The organism is Sphingomonas adhaesiva, from assembly GCF_002374855.1.
GTDB lineage: Bacteria > Pseudomonadota > Alphaproteobacteria > Sphingomonadales > Sphingomonadaceae > Sphingomonas > Sphingomonas adhaesiva.
The window spans coordinates 30316-51805 of the sequence record NZ_NWVC01000012.1 but is presented as its reverse complement, the minus strand read 5'-3'; the positions used below and the strand labels follow the sequence as shown (position 1 = coordinate 51805).

22 protein-coding genes and 3 pseudogenes are annotated in these 21490 nt (G+C 64.4%); 19 read left to right on the top strand and 6 right to left on the bottom strand.

What is annotated here, in order from left to right:
• Nucleotides 1-115 precede the first annotated feature (115 nt).
• Nucleotides 116-514: an ArdC-like ssDNA-binding domain-containing protein gene (locus COA07_RS16320; RefSeq protein WP_245842210.1), complete on the bottom strand. Its 399-nt coding sequence runs from the start codon at nt 512-514 to the stop codon at nt 116-118.
• A 330-nt stretch (nt 515-844) separates the two neighbouring features.
• Between COA07_RS16320 and COA07_RS16315 the strand changes: the two genes are divergently transcribed.
• From COA07_RS16315 to COA07_RS16305, 3 genes are all read left to right on the top strand, one after another.
• Nucleotides 845-1174 (top strand): hypothetical protein, encoded by a 330-nt coding sequence (locus tag COA07_RS16315; RefSeq protein ID WP_211280987.1) that lies wholly within the window; start codon nt 845-847, stop codon nt 1172-1174.
• A 283-nt stretch (nt 1175-1457) separates the two neighbouring features.
• On the top strand, nt 1458-1943 hold the full coding sequence (locus COA07_RS16310) for a helix-turn-helix domain-containing protein (protein WP_041043290.1): 486 nt from the start codon (nt 1458-1460) through the stop codon (nt 1941-1943).
• On the top strand, nt 1940-2353 hold the full coding sequence (locus tag COA07_RS16305) for a type II toxin-antitoxin system PemK/MazF family toxin (RefSeq protein ID WP_066706755.1): 414 nt from the start codon (nt 1940-1942) through the stop codon (nt 2351-2353). Before COA07_RS16310 ends, COA07_RS16305 begins: the two co-directional genes overlap by 4 nt.
• A 621-nt stretch (nt 2354-2974) precedes the next feature.
• On the opposite strand, the gene COA07_RS16300 is transcribed toward COA07_RS16305, so the two are convergent.
• Both COA07_RS16300 and COA07_RS16295 read right to left on the bottom strand, forming a co-directional pair.
• Entirely contained in the window at nt 2975-3532 is a 558-nt protein-coding gene (locus tag COA07_RS16300) for a hypothetical protein (protein WP_004213004.1), read from the bottom strand.
• Nucleotides 3529-4158 carry a recombinase family protein gene (locus tag COA07_RS16295; protein ID WP_004213007.1) on the bottom strand — a complete coding sequence of 210 codons (630 nt, stop codon included), beginning with the start codon at nt 4156-4158 and terminating at the stop codon, nt 3529-3531. The genes COA07_RS16300 and COA07_RS16295 overlap by 4 nt, the downstream gene beginning before the upstream one ends.
• Before the next feature lie 95 nt (nt 4159-4253).
• On the opposite strand from COA07_RS16295, the pseudogene COA07_RS16290 reads away from it, so the two are divergent.
• Nucleotides 4254-7151, top strand: a pseudogene (locus tag COA07_RS16290) (Tn3 family transposase).
• Between the two features lie 100 nt (nt 7152-7251).
• Here the strand turns inward: COA07_RS16290 and COA07_RS16285 are convergent.
• A complete protein-coding gene (locus COA07_RS16285) occupies nt 7252-7677 on the bottom strand; it encodes an Rrf2 family transcriptional regulator (RefSeq protein WP_066706751.1) in 426 nt (141 codons plus the stop codon).
• 113 nt (nt 7678-7790) lie between these two features.
• Here COA07_RS16285 and COA07_RS16280 point away from each other — a divergent pair, with 113 nt between their 5' ends.
• From COA07_RS16280 to COA07_RS18650, 12 genes and pseudogenes are all read left to right on the top strand, one after another.
• Nucleotides 7791-8195: a group III truncated hemoglobin gene (locus tag COA07_RS16280; RefSeq protein WP_066706749.1), complete on the top strand. Its 405-nt coding sequence runs from the start codon at nt 7791-7793 to the stop codon at nt 8193-8195.
• The gene (locus COA07_RS16275) at nt 8195-8470 is read left to right on the top strand and encodes a TehB family protein (RefSeq protein ID WP_066706747.1); all 276 of its coding nucleotides are present in this window, start codon (nt 8195-8197) and stop codon (nt 8468-8470) included. Before COA07_RS16280 ends, COA07_RS16275 begins: the two co-directional genes overlap by 1 nt.
• 29 nt (nt 8471-8499) lie before the next feature.
• The gene (gene hmpA, locus COA07_RS16270) at nt 8500-9711 is read left to right on the top strand and encodes an NO-inducible flavohemoprotein (RefSeq protein WP_066706741.1); all 1212 of its coding nucleotides are present in this window, start codon (nt 8500-8502) and stop codon (nt 9709-9711) included.
• Nucleotides 9712-9756: 45 nt separating this feature from the next.
• Nucleotides 9757-10191: a hypothetical protein gene (locus COA07_RS16265; RefSeq protein ID WP_141396558.1), complete on the top strand. Its 435-nt coding sequence runs from the start codon at nt 9757-9759 to the stop codon at nt 10189-10191.
• A gap of 216 nt (nt 10192-10407) precedes the next feature.
• Nucleotides 10408-10770: an IS66-like element accessory protein TnpA gene (gene tnpA, locus COA07_RS16260; protein WP_234703086.1), complete on the top strand. Its 363-nt coding sequence runs from the start codon at nt 10408-10410 to the stop codon at nt 10768-10770.
• Nucleotides 10767-11120, top strand: a complete 354-nt coding sequence (gene tnpB, locus COA07_RS16255; protein ID WP_037447084.1) for an IS66 family insertion sequence element accessory protein TnpB — start codon at nt 10767-10769, stop codon at nt 11118-11120. Before tnpA ends, tnpB begins: the two co-directional genes overlap by 4 nt.
• Before the next feature lie 61 nt (nt 11121-11181).
• Entirely contained in the window at nt 11182-12726 is a 1545-nt protein-coding gene (gene tnpC / locus COA07_RS16250) for an IS66 family transposase (protein ID WP_037447087.1), read from the top strand.
• Nucleotides 12723-13325 (top strand): plasmid pRiA4b ORF-3 family protein, encoded by a 603-nt coding sequence (locus COA07_RS16245; protein WP_037447092.1) that lies wholly within the window; start codon nt 12723-12725, stop codon nt 13323-13325. The genes tnpC and COA07_RS16245 overlap by 4 nt, the downstream gene beginning before the upstream one ends.
• Before the next feature lie 95 nt (nt 13326-13420).
• Complete coding sequence (locus COA07_RS16240; protein ID WP_081796470.1) at nt 13421-13867, top strand: DUF305 domain-containing protein; 447 nt, start codon at nt 13421-13423, stop codon at nt 13865-13867.
• Nucleotides 13868-13989: 122 nt separating this feature from the next.
• Complete coding sequence (locus tag COA07_RS18070; protein ID WP_037487153.1) at nt 13990-14355, top strand: DUF305 domain-containing protein; 366 nt, start codon at nt 13990-13992, stop codon at nt 14353-14355.
• A 90-nt stretch (nt 14356-14445) separates the two neighbouring features.
• A pseudogene (locus COA07_RS18065) lies at nt 14446-14912 on the top strand (Ti-type conjugative transfer relaxase TraA); the annotation flags it as partial.
• 293 nt (nt 14913-15205) lie between these two features.
• Nucleotides 15206-15358: a DUF6118 family protein gene (locus COA07_RS18650; RefSeq protein ID WP_007407005.1), complete on the top strand. Its 153-nt coding sequence runs from the start codon at nt 15206-15208 to the stop codon at nt 15356-15358.
• Nucleotides 15359-15504: 146 nt separating this feature from the next.
• Here COA07_RS18650 and COA07_RS16225 read toward each other — a convergent pair whose 3' ends face one another.
• The gene (locus tag COA07_RS16225; protein WP_066706735.1) at nt 15505-15699 is read right to left on the bottom strand and encodes a heavy-metal-associated domain-containing protein; all 195 of its coding nucleotides are present in this window, start codon (nt 15697-15699) and stop codon (nt 15505-15507) included.
• A gap of 122 nt (nt 15700-15821) precedes the next feature.
• On the opposite strand from COA07_RS16225, the gene COA07_RS16220 reads away from it, so the two are divergent.
• The 3 genes from COA07_RS16220 (at nt 15822) to COA07_RS16210 (ending at nt 19172) form a co-directional block, all read left to right on the top strand.
• Entirely contained in the window at nt 15822-18287 is a 2466-nt protein-coding gene (locus COA07_RS16220) for a heavy metal translocating P-type ATPase (RefSeq protein WP_281254096.1), read from the top strand.
• An 11-nt stretch (nt 18288-18298) separates the two neighbouring features.
• A complete protein-coding gene (gene cueR / locus COA07_RS16215) occupies nt 18299-18727 on the top strand; it encodes a Cu(I)-responsive transcriptional regulator (protein ID WP_082731082.1) in 429 nt (142 codons plus the stop codon).
• A gap of 112 nt (nt 18728-18839) precedes the next feature.
• On the top strand, nt 18840-19172 hold the full coding sequence (locus COA07_RS16210; protein ID WP_046985870.1) for a four-helix bundle copper-binding protein: 333 nt from the start codon (nt 18840-18842) through the stop codon (nt 19170-19172).
• A 127-nt stretch (nt 19173-19299) separates the two neighbouring features.
• Here COA07_RS16210 and COA07_RS16205 read toward each other — a convergent pair.
• A pseudogene (locus COA07_RS16205) lies at nt 19300-21250 on the bottom strand (FTR1 family protein).
• Between the last annotated feature and the right edge of the window lie 240 nt (nt 21251-21490).

The following is a 21490-nucleotide window of genomic DNA, read 5'->3' as shown; positions in this document are numbered from 1 at the left end:
TTTTCCCCGTCCCTTTCGGGATTACAGCTATTGCTAGCCGAGGTTAGTCCAGTGGGCATGATCTATAGCCAGCAAGATCATCTACTCATGGTAGAGCTCCTTTATACTTCCGCCGTTACGGCGCACCATTGAAGACGGTGTAGCGCTTAAGGAATGCTACCTGGCGCTTGCCATCGTCGCTGGCTTCTCCGCTCCTGTCGGCGTCCACCTCGATCGTGTTGGCATAAACGACGGTTGAGCCCTTCTCGCCCTTGCGGACGCACCCGCCGAGCGCGAGCGCCTGCTTGAAGGTCAGCCAATGCGGCGAGGCATAGCCCTTCGTCATGGCCGCTACCCAAAGGGTCAGGACGTTGATGCCGCGATAAGGAACACCAGTCGAGCGCAGCGGGATGTTGGGAGCGGTGCTGCCGTTCCACGATTTCGACCAAGGCCGGGTGCCCGCCTCGATCATGGCGATCATCTGGTCGGTGATCTCTTGGTAGATGTCAGCCCGGTTGTCGGTGATCCGTGCCATGGTCTCTTCCTTTCCTTCGAGGCTGAAAGCCGGTCGCAACAGCAACCGGCTCTGCCTTTCCGGCGAGGAACGGGATGGGGAGGGAGGGCGAGAATATGGTCCCTGGCGCGGGCGGGCCGCCCTAGCGTGGCCGACGCCCAGAGGGCGTCGGGTGCCGCGCTTGGCGGATTACACGGGGGGCCTGATTGTCGTTCGGGAACGAAAGGGCAGCCGCCCTTGGTGTTCCCCGCGCCGGCGGGCCTCCGGGGGAGGGCTGCGGCGCCGGCGAGCCTGTGCCGGGCCAACGGCCCGTCCTTTGCCGCATGGCATAGTCTTGGCAGCGGGCGTGCTTTGCGCGATCTGTTGATGGATGATCGGCACAACGCCGTGGCGGAGCGACAGCGCGTGACCAGCATTCGGATCCTGCACCGCGACCCAACCGGCAAGGTCTTTGACGGGGGCGTCGAGTATGGGGTGGAGCAGTTTGCCGGCCAGGTGCCCGCGATCGGCGACACGATCCTCGATCCCGGCGTGATCGTGGGTCAGGATCGGAACGATCCGCAACATCGGTCGATCTGGACGGTGGTCGGCCGTGTGTTCAACCCGAGGGACCGGGAAGACACGGTGGCACTGATCGTGGAGAGTCGGGACGGCAACCTCACCGACGAAGCCTTCGCGTGAAATTCACGGCCGAGAGGGAGGTCTTTGCGGCTCCCCCCTGCGGTTACTCGGTTGATACGCCATGGGTATGCCCTGAGTGACGTCTACATGGGCACTGACTATACTTTCTATACTTTCTATACTTTCTATACTTTGCAGGGCCGCTGCGGCTCCCGGCCGGAGCCCTGAGAGGCGCTCCCCCGGGCGCCCTTGGCGCCTCACGGGGGCGGCGCTAGAGGCTACCCCTCAAACTTGAACCGCCTACGCGCGAGGGGCATATCCGCCGGGAGAAAGGAATAGCCCCATGGCGGCCAAGAAGCAAACTGACAGCAGCTCCGATCTGCGAACGAACGAGAAGAAGTGGACCAAGCCGCTGATGGATGCGGGTTGGACGGCGCTGCCGAGCGTCATCATCGAGAACCAGCGTCAGCTTGGCCTCGAACCGCTCGATCTCAACATCGTGCTGTATCTGGCGAGCAAATGGTGGACGGCGGAAGGGAAACCTTACCCGTCCAAAAGCACCATGGCGCAAGCCATGAACGTCCACCCGCGCACGATCCAGAAGCACATCGCCAGTCTGGAGGCTGCCGGATACATCCGGCGCGAAGAGCGTCGAACCGACCAGGGAAGCCGGACGAACATCTACCATCTCGACGGACTGATCGAGGCGGCCAAACCCTTTGCGGATGAGAAGCTCGCGGAGATCAAGGAGAAGTCCGAGATCAAGAAGATCCGCCAGAACCGTAAAGGGGCTCCCAAGCTGCGCCTGGTCAAGGATGATGACGCGTGAATGCACACATTCAGGAAGCGCCGCCTCGGGTAGCGCCGCGCCTGAAAGGTGCGCCGAAGATCCGTCAGCTCTTCTGGTGCGATTTCCCTCAGGACGCGCAGCTACCGGAGTTTTGGAAGCGGCGGCCGGTAATCGTGATTTCGTATCGGAACACGCTGCATGGAGCGGTGACGGTGATCCCGTGTTCGACGCAGGCGCAGCCAGGTAATCAATGGGCAGTCCCGCTCCAAACCACCATTGACGGACGCGCGGCGTTCGCGATCTGCGACAAGATGACCACGGTAGCGGTCAGCCGGCTCGTGCCGGACAAGGGCGGCATAGCGCGGATGACGGAAGCCGAGTTTGACGGCATCCTTCGGGTAGCACTCGCCTGGCTGCCCGTGCCCTCGACACCGGCGCCGGAGGCCTGAGGGCCGCCCTGGAGCGATTAGATATTAGTTGAATCTTCAGTAGCGGGTTCTATATCGGGAGGCATCTGCGGCCTCCCCCTCGGGGAGTGTCCGTTTCCCGCGAGGGAACTAAACGGTCGGGGCCGCCTCAAAAGGGCGGCCCTTGGCTTATCTGCCGCCCCCGCGCCGGTGCCGCATTCCCGGGGTCGGTTCCGGCTGAGGGCGAAATGACACCCTAAGCGAAACGGCAAGAAGGGGTGGGGAGCGGACATCGCGCCCCCGCCTTGCGTCATCCTGAACTTGTTTCAGGATCCATCGGGCGATTGGTGCCGGAGCGTGGTGGCTCGTGCCGCCATCTCGGTTGGCCGATCATAAACTGGGCTTTCGGATTGATGGACCCTGAAACAAGTTCAGGGTGACGGCTGATTTGGGGTGGGGCGCGGTCATCCGTCATCCCGGCGCATGCCGGGACCGTGGGCAAGTCTTGAGGCGATAGCTATCGCCAGGGCGCCCGGACGTGAGGCTGCTTCTAAAGACAGCCCACGGTCCCGGCATGCGCCGGGATGACGACCATTGGGAACGTCTGCAACGGGGCGGATGCTGCCCTTCACCATTCCGCCGGATGGATGTCGATCAAATGGATCAAATGTCAGTGAGATCCTCAGGGTACATCCCACCGCGCTGGCAGAAGAGAGCCCATGTTTCCTTCCCCTGTGCGGTTACGATCATGCGAACCGGTAAATCGACTGCGAGCGCGATAAGGCCGAGGCGGACAAGCGGGCCAATGCTCCTATCGCTGATCACCCTGTCAGGGGTGTACCCTCCTGCCACGAGTGTCCATCCGGGCGTTCCGCGTTCGGTAATAGCCGGAGCGAGATGGCCGTCACGTGGGAGATCGGTATCGCGGCCCAGGGTGTATAGGCAGATACTCCAGAAGGCATCTCGCGGTCGTGGTGGGATCAACGCCCATTCCAGCGGGCCGGCATCATCCTGTTCGGGCGCTTGAACGGCTGCGGCCGGGTCGTCCCGGACTCCATCGCGGTACGCGCGCTCTAGCGCCTGCGCGATGGCGCCAGCAGTGTCGACGGCGATCCCGTACTTCCGATTGTAGCGATCCTTGGCGACAATGCCTCGGGCGATTTCGCGAAACCGCGCCTTGCGCCGGGGATCGGGACGCAGCCGTCCAGACGCCCCGGTCATGTCGTCACCGTGACATCAGGGCTCACGTTACCCCGTGCGCGAGCCACGATCCCGGCGACCGTGTTCTTGCTGAGTCCCAGGTCGCGAGCGATCCAGCGATAGCTCCGCCCCTCGGCGATATGCGCCAACACTTTGGGCGCGAGGCGGTCCGACTTGGGTCGCTCCCCCAGTTGCCGACCGAGTTTGCGGCCACGTGCCCGCGCTGCAGCAAGGCCAGAGCGGACCCGCTCGCTCAGCATGTCGCGCTCAAACTGGGCTATACCTGCGAGCATCGTCGCCATCATCCGCCCATGCGGCGTATCGACCTCGAACGTCATGCCGCTCATCGCGACCACCGACACGCGCCAGCCCGACAGCCGGTTGAGTGTATCGAGCAGGTCCTGGGTCGAACGCCCCCAGCGACTGAGTTCGGTAACGAGGATCGCATCGATATGGCGTGCCTGCGCCAGCTTCATCACCTCAGCCCGCGCCGAACGGTTTGCCTTCATGCCCGACGCGGTTTCGCGGAAGACCTCGACCACTTCATAGCCGCCACGCTCGGCAAAGCCGGCCAGGTCGCGGAGCTGCCGTTCGCACGACTGGTCGGCTGTCGAAACCCTGGCGTAGATGGCGGCGCGCTGTCCCAATTGAACCCTTCTGGAATTAGGCCTCGAAAAGCCTTGATTTGCGTGGGGTCAGTGTTGTCCAAAACAGACTTCTGTTCAATGGGGACAAGCCGTGCATGCCGAGACGCCATATCCTCAGCGCCCGACAGCGTTCGGCCCTACTCGACCTACCGACTGACGAAGCGGCGCTGCTGCGCCATTATCTTCTGGCAGACGATGACCTGATTCATATCGACCGGCGTCGCCGACCGGAGAACCGCATCGGGTTCGCCCTGCAGTTGTGCGCGCTGCGATATCCAGGCCGGACCCTTGCTCCCGGCGAACTGATCCCCCACACTGTATCTGCCTTTCTAGGCGCCCAGCTTGGCATCGCTGGCGAGACGCTCGCGGCCTATGCCGTTCGACGCCAAACCCGCCACCAGCACATGGAGGCGCTGCGCCGTATCTACGGATACAGAATGTTCCCCGGACGGGGACCGTATGCCAGGGCTTTCCGCGATTGGCTTCTCGCCGAAGCCGAGCAGGCACGCTCAAACGACGACCTTGCCCGGCGCTTCATTGCCCGCTGCCGTGAAACCATGACCATCCTGCCGGCGATCACGACAATCGAGCGTTTGTGCGCGGACGCGCTCGTCGCCGCCGAACGTCGGATCGAGAAGCGGATCGCGGCCCGTCTCGATCCCGTCGCCTGTGATGGGCTCGACCGACTGACTACCGAGATGCTGCCGGGGGCGATCAGCCGCTTCATCTGGCTGCGCCGGATTGAGCCGGGCAACAACTCCGCCGCGGCGAACCGGCTGCTCGACCGGCTCGAGTTCCTGCGCGCGATGAACCTCAATGATGGTATACTTGCCGGTGTTCCACCGCATCGCGTCGCCCGGCTACGCCGGCAGGGCGAGCGCTACTTCGCCGATGGCCTGCGCGACCTCGGCGCCGATCGGCGCCGCGCTATCATGGCGGTCTGCGTCATTGAATGGGCCACGGCGACTGCGGATGCGGTGATCGAAACACATGACCGGATCGTTGGCCGCACCTGGCGCGACGCGAAGCAACTGCATGACGCGCGGGTCGTAGAAACCAGAGGCGCTACCACTGCGACTTTGAACGGCTTCACTGCACTCGGTTAATCATTGCTCGAAGCGCATGGCGACGGCGCGTCGCTGGAAGATGCGGTCGCGGGCGGGGCGGGATGGGAACGGCTCACCAGCCTCGTCGCTACGGCCAAGACGTTGACGGACACCTTGGGCGATGATCCGCTGGCCTATGTTGATCAGGGGTATCACCGCTTCCGTCGGTATGCCCCGCGCATGCTGCGATGCCTCGACCTCAAAGCTGCGGCGGTTGCACGGCCTTTGCTGGACGCGGCTACCGTCATCGCTACCAAGGGCGCAGTTCCGGCGGCCGACGATTTCTTGCGCCCGCATTCCAAATGGCGGCGACAGTTGCGGGCGAAGGGCGATGATGATGCCCGCCTCCGGGAAGTCGCGGTCATGTTTCACCTGCGCGACGCGCTGCGCTCGGGCGACATATGGCTCGACCGCTCGCATCGATATGGTGACCTGCGCCACGTCCTCGTGCCGATGGCGGTCGCGCATGCCGCGAAGCTGGCGGTCCCGTCCGACCCGCATGTCTGGCTGGCTGACCGCAAAGTGCGTCTCGCTGATGGCCTTGCCCGGCTCGGTCGCGCCGCGCGCAGCGGTACAATTCCGAAAGGCAGCATCGAGGACGGCACGCTGCGCATTGATCGGCTCACCGCTGACGCGCCGGATGGGATCGAGGATCTGGTGCTTGATCTGTATCGCCGGCTGCCGCCCGTCCGCATCACCGATCTGCTGCTCGAAGTCGATACCGCGCTGGGTTTCACTGATGCCTTCACGCATCTGCGCACCGGCGTGCCATGCGGCGACCGAATCGGCCTGCTCAACGTCCTGCTTGCCGAGGGCCTGAATTTGGGTCTGCGTAAGATGGCAGAGGCTTCCAACACTCACGACTATTGGCAACTCTCCCGTCTCGCTCGCTGGCACGTCGAAAGCGAGGCGATCGACCAGGCGCTGGCCAACGTGGTCGCGGCGCAAGGGGCGCTGCCGATGGCCCAGGTCTGGGGTATGGGCAGATCCGCATCGGCCGATGGCCAGTTCTTCCCCGCCGCACGGCAGGGCGAAGCGATGAATACGATCAACGCCCGCTACGGCAACGATCCCGGCATCAAGGCCTATACCCACGTCAACGACCGCTTCGCGCCGTTTGCATCGCGGACCATTCCAGCCACGGTCAGCGAAGCACCTTATCTACTCGACGGGCTGACGATGAATGAGGCAGGGCGACGGATCGAAGAGCAGTACGCCGACACTGGCGGGTTCACCGATCATCTGTTCGGGATCAGCGCGATGCTCGGCTGCCGCCTTGTACTGCGCATCCGCGACCTCCCATCCAAACGACTGTACGTGTTCGACCCTGCCGCGACGCCGAGCGAATTGCGCCCGCTGGTGGGCGGCAAGGCGCGTGAGGCGCTGATCGTTTCCAACTGGCCCGATCTGTTCCGCTGCGCCGCCACCATGAGCGCTGGACAGGTCGCGCCGAGCAGCATCTTGCGCAAGCTCGCCTCCTATCCGCGCCAGAACGATCTTGCCTCCGCGCTGCGCGAGGTGGGCCGGATCGAGCGGACGCTGTTCATCATCGAATGGATACTCGACGTCGGCATGCAGCGCCGTGCACAGGTCGGCCTCAACAAAGGCGAGGCACATCATGCGCTGAAAAATGCCCTGCGCATCGGCCGTCAGGGCGAAATCCGCGACCGCACGACGGAGGGTCAGCATTACCGGATCGCCGGCCTCAACCTGCTCACCGCCATCATCGTCTACTGGAACACCCTGCACCTTGGCCATGCCGTTGAGGCCCGGCGCCGCGAAGGGCTCGATACCCCCGACCATCTTCTCGCCCATATTTCGCCGCTCGGATGGGCACACATCCTCCTCACTGGCGAGTACCTTTGGCCCAAGGACGCCGGCGCTTAGGGTGTCATTCCGCCCTCAGCCGGAACCGACCCCATCAGCGGCGAGCCGTCGTCCCCGATGCAAGGGTATCGAGCAGTCTCCTCCTCACCCGTCGCGATGCTCACGCCGCCTTGGGGGCGAACAGGCTGAGAAAATCGACCTGATTGTTCAAGAGGTCTGCCAGCGTGTGACTGTCCAGCACGGTCATGAAGGCACCGAGCGCTTCGCGTAGCACGCCGGTTAATCCGCAAGCGGGCGCGATGATGCAACTGCCGCAATCGACCAGGTCGAACCCGTCCTCTGTGTGCCGGACAACCGATCCGATGATGATCTCCTCAGGCGGGCGCGCCAGACGGATACCGCCAAGCCGCCCACGGGCGCTGGCCACAAAGCCTGCCTTCCCGAGATCGTGCACCACCTTCATCAGATGGTTCTGCGAAATGCCGTAGGATCGAGACATCTCAGAGATCGAGCATAGCCGCTCGGGCCGAGCGCTGAGGTAGAGCAGCACACGCAAGGCATAGTCGGTATAGCGCGTCAGCTTCATGAGGTTTTCCGGTCACAGCGCCTCACAGGCGCAGACTCAATATATGCATTTCCGATGCATGTTTCCAAGTAGATGATACATGCAGCGGGAGTACATGATTACGGAGTCGTCGGATGGACCGTGACAGACAGATTGACGAGGAAGGGCTGAGCCAGCTGCTGGCGCTGTTCTATGCACGGGTCCGCGACGATGCCGAGCTGGGACCGATCTTCAACGATGCGGTCTCCGATTGGCCGGAGCATCTGGAAAAGCTCACCGCCTTCTGGTCATCGGTGATGCTGACCAGCGGACGCTACAAGGGAAATCCGGTAGCAGCGCACTTCCTCCATCGGGAGCGGATCACGCCGGCGCTCTTCCAGCGTTGGCTCGCGCTTTGGCAGCAAGCTACCGCGGAGGCGATGCCATCGCCCGCTGCTGCCGCGCTCCAGGCTAAGGCAGCGCGCATCGCTGAGAGTCTCCAGCTCGCGCTGTTCTTCAAGCTTGATCCCGTTCGCAGCCCTAGCCGGGTCGCTGCGTGATGCCGCAACCCGCTCCCTACCGCTCGACACCTGTGTTCGACGAGGTGACGCTTCCCGCTGCCTTGCGCGGCGAGCACCGCACCAAGGCGGGCGTATGGGGCGTACTCCGGGTGATCGAAGGCAGCCTCAAGCTGCGCTTCCCTGATCCGCGCCTCGACAAGACACTGACGCCCGATAACCCGGGCCTCATCCTCCCGGAACAGCCCCATTTCGTCGAACCGATCGGCCGGATGCGTATGCAGGTCGATTTCTACAACGAACTACCGGTCGTCTAACCTTCGCATTCTCCACCGAGGAAACCTCCATGTCGCAGCCCTTGAGCGATCAGACGATCGCGCTCGTCAAAGCCACCGTTCCCGCTCTCGAAGAGCATGGTCTGGAGATTGTCCGCACCATGTACGCGCGGATGTTCGAGAACCCCATGATCCGTGATCTGTTCAATCAGTCGCATCATGGTGAGACGGGGTCGCAGCCCAAGGCTCTCGCGACGGCCATCCTCGCCTATGGACGGAACATCGAGAATCTCGGCGCGCTCGCGCCAGCGGTGGAGCGGATCGCGCAGAAGCATGTCGGCCTGCAGATCCTCCCCGAGCATTACCCTTATGTGGCCGACGCGCTGCTGGGCGCGATCAAGGAGGTGCTGGGCGATGCCGCAACCGACGAAATCCTCGCGGCCTGGGGCGAAGCCTATTGGTTCCTCGCCAACATCCTGATCGCGCGTGAGGACCACCTCTACCGCGACCTGGCGTCCGCTGAGGGCGGGTGGTCCGGGTGGCGCACATTCGCCGTTGACGAGGTGCAGCCCGAAAGCGCGATCATCACCTCGTTTGTGCTCCGACCGACGGATGGACGACCCGTCGTCGCGCACAAGCCGGGCCAGTATCTCACCTTCTGGCTCGAAATCCCCGGTCGTCCGCCGCTCAAGCGCAATTACAGCATCTCTGCTGCTCCGAACGGCACGACCTATCGCATCTCGGTCAAACGCGAACCGCAAGGCCTCGCCTCCAACTGGCTCCACGATCATGTCGCGCCGGGAACGGTGTTGAAGGTTTCTCCTCCCGCAGGCGAGTTCTTCCTAGCCGATCACCCGGAACGTCCCGTCGTGCTGCTCTCGGGCGGCGTCGGTCTCACGCCGATGGTCGCGATGTTGGAGACGATCGCTGAGCGCCATCCGGATTTGCCCGTCCATTTCGCCCACGGGACACTAAATGGTTCGACGCACGCGATGGGCGATCATGTGCGCTCGCTCGCGGCTGATCACCCCAACATCCGGATAACGACCTTCTATCAGCAGCCGCGAGCCGAGGACGTAGCCGAGCGTGACTTCGACGAGACAGGCGTGATCGACGAGGAGTGGCTGCGCCAGGAGACGATGGGCACCGAAGCCGATTATTATCTCTGTGGGCCACGTCCGTTCCTGCGCACGTTCGTCTCCACGCTGTCGCTCGTCGGCGTACCTTCCGATCGCATCCATTATGAGTTCTTCGGTCCCGCCGACGAGCTGCTGGCTGCCTGAAGCCCCTTTGGGGGAACGCCGCGGTTCTAGCGGGATGTTGGGTTGTTGAAGCGTGCTGTCCGAACAGCTCGCTCGCAACTGTTCTTAAGGACGGTGAGTTTCGTTGAGCATTTTAGCGCATTTGAGAGCTTCAGCATGACCCATGAGTATGGCGATCCGTTCAATGAACAGGCGATCGCAGCGGCGGTTGCGAGAACGCTCGCACTCAGAAATGAAGCCCCTGGCCAGTCGCTCGAGGTGCACGTGGAGCAGGCCGTCCATGAATGCATCTGCTCGTGCGCAATCGATATTGAAGACAGCATCGAACACCGCCGGTCTGGCATTCATGAGACGCTTGTCCGCGAGGTGAGCGGCCAGGTCGAGCGACAACTCGCGCGAGCTGAAGCAAATGAGCGGAACCAGGAGGTGGACGAGGCCTCCGAGGAATCCTTTCCGGCGAGCGATCCTCCTGGTTGGATCTGGGAGAGGCCCTCACACTGAACGAGGTGGTTGCCTCTAACGACTGCGTCAGGAGAACTCGATGGCCCTACACCATGCTGCACCGGGAGAGATCGTCGATCTCTGTAAGCGTGGTCAGCAGGCCGTCTTGCGGTAGCGCCGGTAGCAGGGATGCTTGTCGCCTTTGACGAGGGCGCGGCGGTGCGGGAAGTTTTGGATTCTACGACCAGTCATACGAGCACTCGTATGACTGGTCGGATGGAGGTGGTTGGCCGGGTGTCAGGCCGGCGCCGATGGTCGGACACGGAGAAGCTGGAGATCCTGGCGGAGGCGTTCCGACCGGGGGGTCGGGTCTGCGATGTCATCGCGCATCGCGAGGTATCGAGCAGCCTGATCTACACGTGGCGCAAGCAGCTGCGCGAAGGCAAGTTGGCCGGGGCGATGCCGTCGCTGCCGGTATTTGCCGAGGTACAGGTGGCGGAACTGACGCCGCCAGCGCCACAGCCGGCGCCATATCCATCGGGGCTCATCCAGATCGAGTTGCCGGGCGGCGTGCGGGTGAGTGTCGACGCAGGCGTGGATGCAGATGTGCTTGCACGGGTTTTGTCGGTGCTGCGATGAGCCCGGTGCCAGTGCCGTTGCCGACGCGGGTGTTCCTGGCGTGCGGCGTGACCGACATGCGCAAGGGGTTCGATGGCTTGGCGGTGCTGGTGCAGCAGGTGCTGGCGCAGAACCCGCATTCGGGTGGCTTGTTCGCGTTCCGTGGCAAGCGGGGGCATCTGGTCAAGCTGCTGTGGTTCGACGGCCAGGGGCTTTGCCTGTTTTCCAAGAGGCTCGACCGTGGCCGTTTCGTCTGGCCAGTGACAGCGACCGGCACGGTGACGCTGACGCCAGCGCAATTGTCGATGCTGCTGGAAGGCATCGACTGGCGGCGCCCCGAGCGGACGTTCACGCCGACGCTGGCAGGGTAGGAACGGCGGTTTTGCGCCACTTTCTCTCGCTCGCCGACCTGCAATCTGCTATGGAAACGGAGTGTCGGAAGCGCCTGTTTCCCCTGCTGATGCGACCGCGCGGATCGCCGCGCTGGAGGCTTCGCTCGCCCGGGCCAATGCCGCGCTTGCCGCCCGCGACCTGCTCATCGATACGCTGCGCGGACAGATCGCGCGGCTGCGGCGAATGCAGTTCGGCGCGTCGTCCGAAAAGCTGGGGCGCGAGATTGAGCAACTCGAACTGGCGCTGGAGGAACTCGAGACCGAGCGCGATGCGCCTGGGCCTGAGATGGTTGACCCTGGCGTGGCGGTTCGGCCGGTGCCCGTCCGCAGTCTGCCCGGACATCTGCCGCGCGAGGAGGTCGTCCACGAGCCGGCGTCGGGTGCCTGCACCTGCCCGGACTGTGGCGGTGCGTTGCGCGCGCTCGGCTTGGACACACACGAGATGCTCGACATTGTGCCGGTGCGCTGGCGCGTCGTGCGCAACGTCCGCCCCAAATACAGTTGCCGGGTATGCGAGAAGATTGTCCAGGCACCCGCACCGGTGAGCGCTGTGGCCAGAGGCAAGGCGACCTTCGCGACGCTGGCGCACGTCGTCGTCTCCAAGTTCGACCACCATCTGCCGCTCTACCGCCAGGCCGAAATGATGGCAGCGCAAGGTATCGACATCGACCGCTCGACATTGGCGAGCTGGACCGGACAGGCCGCAGCACTTCTCGACCCCATCGTCAGCCGCATCCGCGACGAGGTGCTCAAGGCCGACAAGATCCATGCCGACGACACGCCGGTGCCGGTGCTCGACCCCGGCCGGGGCAAGACCGCGACTGGCCGGTTATGGGTGTACGCGGCCGACGACCAGGCATCCGGCAGCACGGCGCCGCGCGCGACCTGGTATCGCTTCACGCCAGACCGCACCGCCGCGCACCCGCTGTCTCATCTCGCCGGCTTCCGCAACTTCCTGCAGGCGGATGCCTATGCCGGTTATGACGGACTGTATCGGGGTGGCGTCACCGAGGTGGCATGCTGGGCACATTTCCGGCGCAAGGTCTTCGACCTGCACGAACGGTCGCCTACACCGCTGACCACCGATATCCTCGAGCGGATCGGCACGCTTTACGCTGTCGAGGCCGAGGTCCGTGGCCAACCACCCGACGTGCGATGGCGAGCCCGACAGGAGAAAAGTCGACCGCTGGTCGACGCCTTGCGCGAGGTGCTCGACGCCAGCTTGCGCCGCCTGTCGTCGAGGTCCGACATGGCAAGGGCCATCGCCTATGGCACGAAACGCTGGCTAGCGCTGTCGCGCTTCCTGGGTGATGGTCGCCTGGAGATCGACAACAATATCGCGGAGCGTGCGCTGCGCGGTGTCGCGGTCGGACGCCGCAACTGGCTGTTCGCCGGTTCGCGCGCAGGCGGCGAGCGGGCCGCGGCCATCTACACCATCATCCAGACGTGCAAGGCGAACGGCGTCGACCCACCGGCGTATATCGCCGATGTCATCGCCAAGGTGGCCGGTGACTGGCCAGCCAGCCGCTGGGACGAACTCATGCCGTGGAACTGGTCCCCCGAACCTGCCAGACTGGCGGCATGAGCGTCGAGACCATCGCCCGCCTGCATATCATCCTCAACGACATCGAACCCGCCATCTGGCGCCGGGTCGACGTGCCGGCCACCGCCAGCCTCAAGATGCTCCACGACATCGTCCAGGCTGCGATGGGTTGGGAGGACTATCATCTGTGGCATTTCGAGGCCGCCGATCGGCGCTACGGCATCCCCGACCCAATGTGGCCGGAGAGCGGCATGACCGCTGCAAAGAACGTGAAGCTCGCGACGCTCATCAACCGGGGCGTGCGGGAGTTCGTCTATACCTACGACATGGGCGACGACTGGCGGCACACCATCACCGTCGAGACGGTCGGCCCCGGCGAACCCGACGTCAAATATCCGTGCTTCGTCGACGGGGAACGGCGCTGCCCGCCCGAAGATGTCGGCGGCTTGCCCGGGTTCGAGATGTTCCTCGATGCCATGGCCGACCCCGGCCACGAAGAACACGACCGCTTACGTGAATGGTATGGCGGCCCCTACAACGCCGACGACATCGACGAACGCTTCACCCGCCGCGCCGTCGCCGCCATCGCCATCCGCCGCCACGCCGGCAAACTCGCCTACCAAAAGAGCCGCACTCAATAGCAAGGCGGTCTGCTGCCCACGCTTACTGTCCGGCGACGCGCGACACGGCGCGGCGCACTTATGCGGGCGGGCGGCATCAACACGGGAGAGTAGCGATGATGAAGAACGCATATGTGAGCTTGGCGGTGCAGACCGTCGTCAGCGGCATCATCATGTATTTCGTTATGTTCGTGATGATCGACAGTTTAGGCAGCTTCTACAACAACCTGAATATGTTCTATATGACGCTGATGATGGTCGCGCCGATGGTAGTCGCGATGATCCTCGCCATGCGCCATATGTTTCCTTCCAGGGCGGCGAACAGCGCACTAATTATCGGCTCGATCGCGGTCTTCCTCGGCAGCTACGCGCTGATCCGGACGCAGACGACGATCGGAGACCGGGCGTTCACGCGGTCGATGATTCCGCATCACTCGGGCGCGATCCTGATGTGCCAAGAGGCGTCGCTCCGTGATCCCGAGTTGAAAGCGCTATGCGGCGAAATCATCAAGGGGCAGCGCCGCGAGATCGATCAGATGAAGGCCATTCTTCCCCGGCTTTGAACCGAAGCGCGACTGATAGGACAAGCCACCCAACGATTATCGCTTCGGCGGATGAGGGGGGCGCGCTTCCGGCGCGTAGAAAATTGACACGACCCGAGGAGATCGAGCTGCGTATTGTACCCGTGCTGGCGACCCTTGCCTTGCTCGCTACCCCGGCCCTAGCCCAGCAGGCGGGGCATCAGGGCATGAACCATCAAGGCATGGATCATTCCAAGATGATGCAGCCAACCGCGGCCAACCCCTACGGCCCGGCCGAGATGGACATGCACCAGAAGATGATGGCGGCGAAGGGAGCCGATGCCGGCGAGACGTGGATTCGCAAGATGATCGAGCATCACCGCGGTGCGGTCGCGATGTCGCAGATCGCGCTTCGCAGTTCCCAGAATGCAGAGGTCCGGGGCGAGGCGCAGAAAGCCATCACAAGCCAGAACCGCGAAATCGCGACCCTGAATGCGATGCTCCGCAAAATGGGCAAGCCTGCTCAATAACCGCATGGTCCCGCTCCAATCGGACGGGACCGCCAACGATGCTTCGACCAAGATCTGTATGCGCTACCTGATCGCCGCGCTGGCGCTGGGCGTTCGTCGGACGACCTTGGCGGCGACGTGACGGTGAAGGCCGAGCGGGGGACACGCCAGTTCGCGACCGGCGACCGCATCATGTTCCTTCGCAACGAACGGGGCATGGGGGTCAAGAACGGCACGCTCGCCCGATCGAGCGGGTATCGCCCGAGGGCATGGCGGTGCGCCTCGATGACGGGCGCGGTGTCGCGTTCGACACCAAGGATTATGCCCATGTCGATCATGGCTATGCCGCCACCATCCATAAATCGCAGGGGGTGACGGTCGATCGCGCCCCTGTCCTCGCCACCCCCGGCATGGACCGGCACAGCGCCTATGTCGGCATGTCGCGGCATCGCGACGACGTGCATCTCCATTACGGCCGCGCGACTTCGCCGACCAGCGCCAGCTCGTCCGCGCCCTGTCGCGCGACCGGGGCAAGGGACATGGCGGGCGACCATGCCCGGCCCGAGCAGGACCAGGCCCGCGCGTTCGACCGGTTGCGTGCCGCGATAGAAGGTCAGGACCGTGAGCTGGCATTGCTACGCCGTGCCGTGGAGGGCTTGGCGGCCGAGCGCGCCGCGCGATCAACGTGCCCGACTACAGCAAGGCGCTTGGCGTGCTTCAGCAGGGCGTGGACACGGCGACCGGCCGCATCGACCATGTTGTCCATATTCTTTCCAAAGCCCCGGTCATGGCGATGACGCCCAAGCAGATGGCGCAGCGCATCGCGGCGTGAACGCTCGGCCTACCACGTTGGGAAGCAGGGCAGCGCCTAATGCAGAGCGCCAGCCCGACCGCGTTCCGTGGGATCGTCGCGGCCGACAGAATCGTGACGGTTAATCGCGAAGCGATTGAAAGGTGCGTAGAAGCTGCTGCGAAAGCCCGTGAGACGGTGCGATGCACCGTCAAGGTCGCGCCCGCCCCATAAAGTAACAACGCGGACTTTTGAGGCTTCAGCCGGTGTCATGACCGTTTCAGGCCGGTGCACTTATGATCGCGAGGCGGGCGCGTGCGGATCAACGCACAATCCTTTTACGCGCCCGCCCCGAAAGCCCTCAGGCAAAATAGGGCTCTCTATTGCGTCACCGCGAAGCCGGCCTTCTCTATGGCCCGCTTGAGTTGCTGTACATCGGCCGTCGAGCTTACCGAAACGGTCTTGCTCGCCAAGTCGACGTTGACGACGGCCTTGGCATCGACGCGCTGAAGCGCGCTGGTCACACCGCGCGCACAGCCTCCGCAGGTCATTCCCTGAACTTTGAAATCGATCATCTTCGTTCTTCCATGAGGTGGATGAAGCAGATGTGGGGTTTGACACTGTGTCAGGGTCAAGGGGTGTATTTAGCTGTTGACCTTGACACGATGTGAGGGACGATAAGGCCATCGACTCAGTAGTGGAGACGACCATGAGCGCCCCGGCGCAGCTGCCAATGCAGACACAGGCGAGAAGCGAAGACAGGCTGTCGCTGGCCATCGATGGCATGACCTGCGCGACGTGTGTCGGGCGGGTGGAGCGCGCCATCGCCGGGGTGCCGGGCGTCGCCGGCGTCTCGGTCAATCTCGCGACGGAGCGCGCGAACGTCGAGTTCGTCGATGGACGATCCGATGTCGCTGCCGTAGCCGATGCGGTTCTTGCGGCGGGCTACACCCCGTTGACGCAAACGACCGAGTTGACGATCACGGGCATGACCTGCGCCTCATGTGTCGGCCGGGTCGAGAAGGCGCTGCTGAAAGTGCCCGGCGTCCGCTCCGCGAGTGTCAACCTGGCAGCCGAGACGGCGCGGATCGAAACGGTGGGTGGCGTCCCCACTTATGTCTTGGTCGAGGCCGTCGAAAGCGCTGGTTACACCGCATTCGCGCGCACCGGATCGGCGGAGGCGGAACGAAGCGCCGAGGACGCCCGCCGCGACGCAGCCGCAACAAGAGAGCTCCGCCACGTGCTGATCGCCGCGGCGCTGTCGCTGCCGCTGGTCGTTCCGATGCTGCTGGCCCCGTTCGGTATCGAGGTGGCGGTGCCGGGCTGGATCCAGCTGCTGCTCGCGACGCCCGTGCAGTTCTGGCTGGGCGCGCGCTTCTATCGCGCGGGTTGGAAGGCCGCGCGCGCCCGAACCGGCAACATGGACCTGTTGGTCGCGATCGGCACATCGGCCGCCTACGGGCTCAGCCTCTACCAGCTGCTGTTCGCGCCGATGCACGGCATGGATGCGCATTATTACTTCGAGGCTTCGGCCGTCGTCATCACCCTTATCCTGCTCGGCAAATGGCTCGAAGGCCGCGCCAAGCGTCAGACCGGAGAGGCGATCCGCGCGCTGATGGCGCTGCGGCCCGACCAGGCTCGCGTTGTCGGCACCGACGGCAGCGAACGAGAGATTGCCCTGGCGGAGGTGCGCTCGGGTGACCGCGTCCGCGTCCGGCCCGGCGAGCGCATCCCCGTCGATGGACGACTGATCGAGGGAGCAACCCATGTCGATGAATCCATGCTCACCGGAGAGAGCCTTCCGGTCGCCAAGGCCGCTGGAGACCCAGTGACCGGCGGATCGATCAACGCGGACGGCCTCATCCTGGTCGAGACGACGGCGGTGGGGGCTGAGACCACCCTCGCTCGCATCGTGCGCCTTGTCGAAAGCGCGCAGGGCGCCAAGGCTCCGATCCAGCGGCTCGTCGACAAGGTCAGCGCCGTGTTCGTGCCAATCGTCCTCGTCATAGCCGCGCTGACCCTCGCCGGCTGGCTGATCGCCGGCGCCGGAGTGGAAGTCGCGATCCTGAACGCGGTCGCGGTGCTCGTCATCGCCTGTCCGTGCGCGCTCGGCCTGGCCACGCCGACCGCGATCATGGCCGGCACGGGCGTTGCCGCGCGGGCCGGTGTCCTCATCAAGGACGCGGAGGCGCTGGAGACCGCGCACCGCATCAACATCGTCGCGTTCGACAAGACCGGCACGCTGACCGAGGGCAAGCCCTCGCTGCTGGCCGCACTGCCGGCCGAGGGGGCCGAACGCGCCGAGCTGATCGCGCTCGCCGCGGCGCTTCAGGCTGGAAGCGAGCATCCGCTCGCCCGGGCCGTCTTGGCGTGGGCCAGCTCGGAAGGCGTCGAACCCGCCCGCGCCAACGGGATGCGCGGCCTGCCCGGCCGCGGGGTTGCTGCAGACGTCAACGGCCGCAACCTGATCCTCGGCAGCACGCGCTTGATGGACGACGAAGCTATCGTGATGACACCGCTGGCGAGTGAGGCGGCCAGGCTGGAAGCCGAGGGACGGACGGTCTCCTGGGTCGCGGAACGCGCGCCCGAACGCCGCCTTCTCGGCCTTCTGGCGTTCGGCGACGAGGTCAAGGCTTCCGCCGCTGCTGCCGTGGCGGCGCTGCATGGCCGTGGCATACGCAGCGTGATGCTGACCGGAGACAATGCGGGAAGCGCCCGCGCAGCGGCGGCCAAGCTCGGCATCGACGATTTCGTTGCCAATGTCCTGCCGGAAGGAAAGTCGGATGCGGTAGCAGCATTGCGGGGCGGGGACCGCACGGTCGCGATGGTCGGGGACGGCGTCAACGACGCCCCTGCCCTCGCTGCAGCAGATGTCGGCATCGCCATGTCAACCGGAACAGACGTTGCGATGCACGCAGCGGGCATCACGCTGATGCGGGGCGATCCGCGCCTGGTCGCGGACGCGATCGACATCTCCAAACGGACATATTCCAAGATCCGCCAGGGGCTGTTCTGGGCGTTCATCTACAACCTGGTCGGCATCCCGCTGGCAGCGTTCGGGTATCTAAGCCCGGTGATCGCCGGCGCGGCGATGGCGCTGTCGAGTGTCAGCGTCGTCGCCAATGCTCTGACGCTTCGCCGTTGGCGTCCGACAGCGGCTTGAGGAGGCGATACGTGAATATAGGACAGGCGGCCAAAGCTTCGGGCGTCAGCCAGCGGATGATCCGCCATTATGAGGCGATCGGCCTCATTCCGAAGGCCACGCGGCGTGATTCCGGCTACCGCGACTATGACGAACGCGAAGTCCACATGTTGCGCTTCATCGGCCGCGCACGCGATCTGGGCTTTCCAATTTCGGAGATCGGCCAGCTCGTCGCGCTGTGGCAGGACGGCGATCGGGCGAGTGGTGAGGTCAAGGCCCTCGCGCTTGCACGAGCCGCGGAGATGGAGCGCAAGGAGCACGAGCTCCGAGCGATGCGCAAGTCGCTCGAAGATCTGGCGCGTCGCTGCGCGGGCGGAGATCGACCGGATTGCCCGATCCTGGACGATCTTGCGATCGGAGTGGAACATGTGAGTCTGCGTTGCGCTAAAGAAAAGGGTTGACCTTGGACCATGGTCCGAGCCGCAAGGACGGTGAAGTCCCGACCCCGGCGAGGGAAAGCGCCAAGAAGCGCGTATATACAAGGGGAGGGGGGCGCATATGGAAGGAAAGACAATGCATCAGATCGATCCCGAGATGAAGGCGTGCATGGACGCCTGCCATGAATGCCACATCACCTGCCTTCACATGGCGATGAATCACTGCCTGGAGGCGGGCGGGCGACACGCCGAGCCTCAGCACATGAAGCTGATGCTGGACTGTGCTCAGATTTGCAGTGTCGCGATCGACTTCATGGCGCGCAAGTCCGAGCACCACCGGCATATCTGCCGCGAGTGCGCCGAGATTTGCCGGGCGTGCGCGTCGAGCTGCGAAGGGCTGGACGGCATGGAGGATTGCGTCGCCGCGTGTCGCAAGTGCGCCGACGCTTGCGACAAGATGGCCGCGTAAATGGCCCGAGGGCGGCGCTTTCCCCGCCGCCCTCCCGTTACATTGCGAGCCAAGGCGCGTGAGACGGTGCGATGCACGGTCAGGGTTGGCAGCAACGCTTTAGAGAGGGGCGTCACCTGCCCTGCCGCTAGGCTAGCGGCCCGCCCGTCCGCGGCTTGGCGCGGCGGTTCCAGGCGAACCCGATCATGATCGCGGCAAGCATCAGGAGTTGTGCCAGCACCGACTGAAATGTCGGGAACAGGCCCAACATCGAGATACGTGGCACGCTGGCGAGCGGCGCTATGTCGATGATCCCCGCCTCTTGGAGAGCAGCGACTCCCTTACCGGCCAGCACGACCGTCAGAGCGGCCATCAGCCATGAGCTGTAGCGGAAGAACTGCGTAATCGGCAGCGTCCGGCTGTAGCGGAGCATTGCCCAGGCGATGACGGCGAGAAGGCTGATCGCTGCGCCGGCCCCGGCCAGCAGCATCGCGGTGTTCCCCTGTGTCGAGAGCGCGGCGTAGAAAAGGATCGTCTCGAATACCTCCCGATAGACAACCAGGAATGCGAGCCCGAACAGGAACCATCCCGACCCGCCCGATAGCGCCCGTGACATTTTCTCGCGGATATAGCGTTGCCATTGATCAGCTTGTGCCTTGCCGTGCATCCAGATTCCGACCGAGAGCAGGACCACGGCCGCGAACAGCGAGCCGAACCCTTCCGTCAGTTCCCGGCTCGCGCCGCTTATACCGATCGCATAGGTGGCAACCGCCCAGGTAATCCCGCCGGCGACGAGCGCGCCGACCCAGCCACCATGCACATAGCGCATGGCTTCCGGCCGCTCCGCTTTGCGGAGGAACGCAATCATGGCCACCACGATCAAGAGAGCTTCCAGCCCTTCGCGCAGCAGGATCGTGAAGGCTCCCAAGAAGGTGGACGCCTGCGTCGCGGCGTCGGGCGCGAGCGCGGCCTCGGCATCATCGAACAGGCCGCCCAGCACTGCCACTCGTTCGGTCACGTCATCGGCTGACGTGCTGCTCTCCACAGCGGCGCGATTCTCCCATCGCGCCTTCGATCCGGGACATGAGGTTCGGGTCGCGCGCCGAGAGCGTCGGTTCGATCGGCTCGAACCCGTCGAGGTAGGCGGACAGCGCCAGTTCCTTTGCAGCGCGCCGGTCGCCGCGCTGGAACGCGGCGAGGCTTTGCGCAAGCTTGGCGCGCGCCACGGCGAGCGGGCTTGGGGCTTGTTGCATCACCTGATCGGGGTGGCGACGCAGATAGGCGAGCACCGCGTCGGCTTTCACCTGCCCGATGCTGCCCGCAAGCGCGGCGGGGGTGAGCGCGACCAGGGTTTTCAGGTCGGGAATTCGTGCCCGCAAGCTCGCGTCCGACTTCCACAGCCGCTCACCCTCGACCGCTTGTGCGTCGGTGGAGGCGAAGCTGCCGGAGCGGAACGCGAGCGCCCAGCGCTGATCGCTAGACAGATCGACGAAGCTCTGCATCGCGGTTCCGTCGATGCCTTGGCTTATCACCTGATAGAGCGCGAACACGCTGCGCTGGCGCGCTCGCTCGGCATCAGTAAAGGCGATCGGTGGCGGGTCGAGCTTGGCGGCGTCGGGACCGTGCCCGTTGCCTGTCATGCCGTGGCAGGACGCGCAGGATTGTCGAAAAACCGCTCCTGCTGTGGAGATGTCCGGTGTCTTGTCCGGGGCGAGCGGAACCGGATAGGCCTTGAGCAGATCGGCGGCGAGCCCGTAGGCGAGCGCCGCGACCTGTTGGGCCGAGCCCTTGCGGGCAATCACGCCTTGGAGCTGCGAAGCCCGTTGGATCAGGGATTGCCGCTCAGGTGTCGCAGGGAGCGCGCGCAGGCGGGTGGACACGCCTGCGGCGAACTCCGTCATCTCCGCGTATTCGGACGCACTTGTGACCGCGCCGTTGGCGACCGCACCGCCATAATCGACCGCCATATAATCGAGCAGACGCCAAGCGGTTTGCACGTCGCCGGGATCGGCCGTCGCCGCAGCGGGAATCAACAGCAGCATAAGCGACGCGACCAGCGCGAGTGCAGGCTTAATCAGCGCGACCCGAAGTGACAGCATATGGGTGATCGTCTCCAAGCTTTACTCGTCGCGCACTATGCGAACAGCTCTCATTAGCAGTATTGGGCGGAGGGCGCGATCACCAAGGCAGCCGATGATGAACATCGCCGCGTCAACGGGCGATCGTCGCCGGCGACAGATCGTGACCGTGAACCGGTCCCGATTGAACGACGCAAGAAAGCGGCGACGAAGGCACGCGAGACGGGGCGATGCGCGATCAAGGTCCGCAATGGAGCCAGC

Excerpts from the sequence above, each read along its gene's own strand:
- COA07_RS16320 (WP_245842210.1), bottom strand. The coding sequence starts at position 514 with ATGGCACGGATCACCGACAACCGGGCTGACATCTACCAAGAGATCACC.
- COA07_RS16310 (WP_041043290.1), top strand. The coding sequence starts at position 1,458 with ATGGCGGCCAAGAAGCAAACTGACAGCAGCTCCGATCTGCGAACGAAC.
- COA07_RS16300 (WP_004213004.1), bottom strand. The coding sequence starts at position 3,532 with ATGACCGGGGCGTCTGGACGGCTGCGTCCCGATCCCCGGCGCAAGGCG.
- COA07_RS16285 (WP_066706751.1), bottom strand. The coding sequence starts at position 7,677 with ATGAAGCTGACGCGCTATACCGACTATGCCTTGCGTGTGCTGCTCTAC.
- COA07_RS16280 (WP_066706749.1), top strand. The coding sequence starts at position 7,791 with ATGGACCGTGACAGACAGATTGACGAGGAAGGGCTGAGCCAGCTGCTG.
- COA07_RS16275 (WP_066706747.1), top strand. The coding sequence starts at position 8,195 with ATGCCGCAACCCGCTCCCTACCGCTCGACACCTGTGTTCGACGAGGTG.
- hmpA (WP_066706741.1), top strand. The coding sequence starts at position 8,500 with ATGTCGCAGCCCTTGAGCGATCAGACGATCGCGCTCGTCAAAGCCACC.
- tnpA (WP_234703086.1), top strand. The coding sequence starts at position 10,408 with ATGGAGGTGGTTGGCCGGGTGTCAGGCCGGCGCCGATGGTCGGACACG.
- tnpB (WP_037447084.1), top strand. The coding sequence starts at position 10,767 with ATGAGCCCGGTGCCAGTGCCGTTGCCGACGCGGGTGTTCCTGGCGTGC.
- COA07_RS16245 (WP_037447092.1), top strand. The coding sequence starts at position 12,723 with ATGAGCGTCGAGACCATCGCCCGCCTGCATATCATCCTCAACGACATC.
- COA07_RS16240 (WP_081796470.1), top strand. The coding sequence starts at position 13,421 with ATGATGAAGAACGCATATGTGAGCTTGGCGGTGCAGACCGTCGTCAGC.
- COA07_RS18650 (WP_007407005.1), top strand. The coding sequence starts at position 15,206 with ATGCAGAGCGCCAGCCCGACCGCGTTCCGTGGGATCGTCGCGGCCGAC.
- COA07_RS16225 (WP_066706735.1), bottom strand. The coding sequence starts at position 15,699 with ATGATCGATTTCAAAGTTCAGGGAATGACCTGCGGAGGCTGTGCGCGC.
- COA07_RS16210 (WP_046985870.1), top strand. The coding sequence starts at position 18,840 with ATGCATCAGATCGATCCCGAGATGAAGGCGTGCATGGACGCCTGCCAT.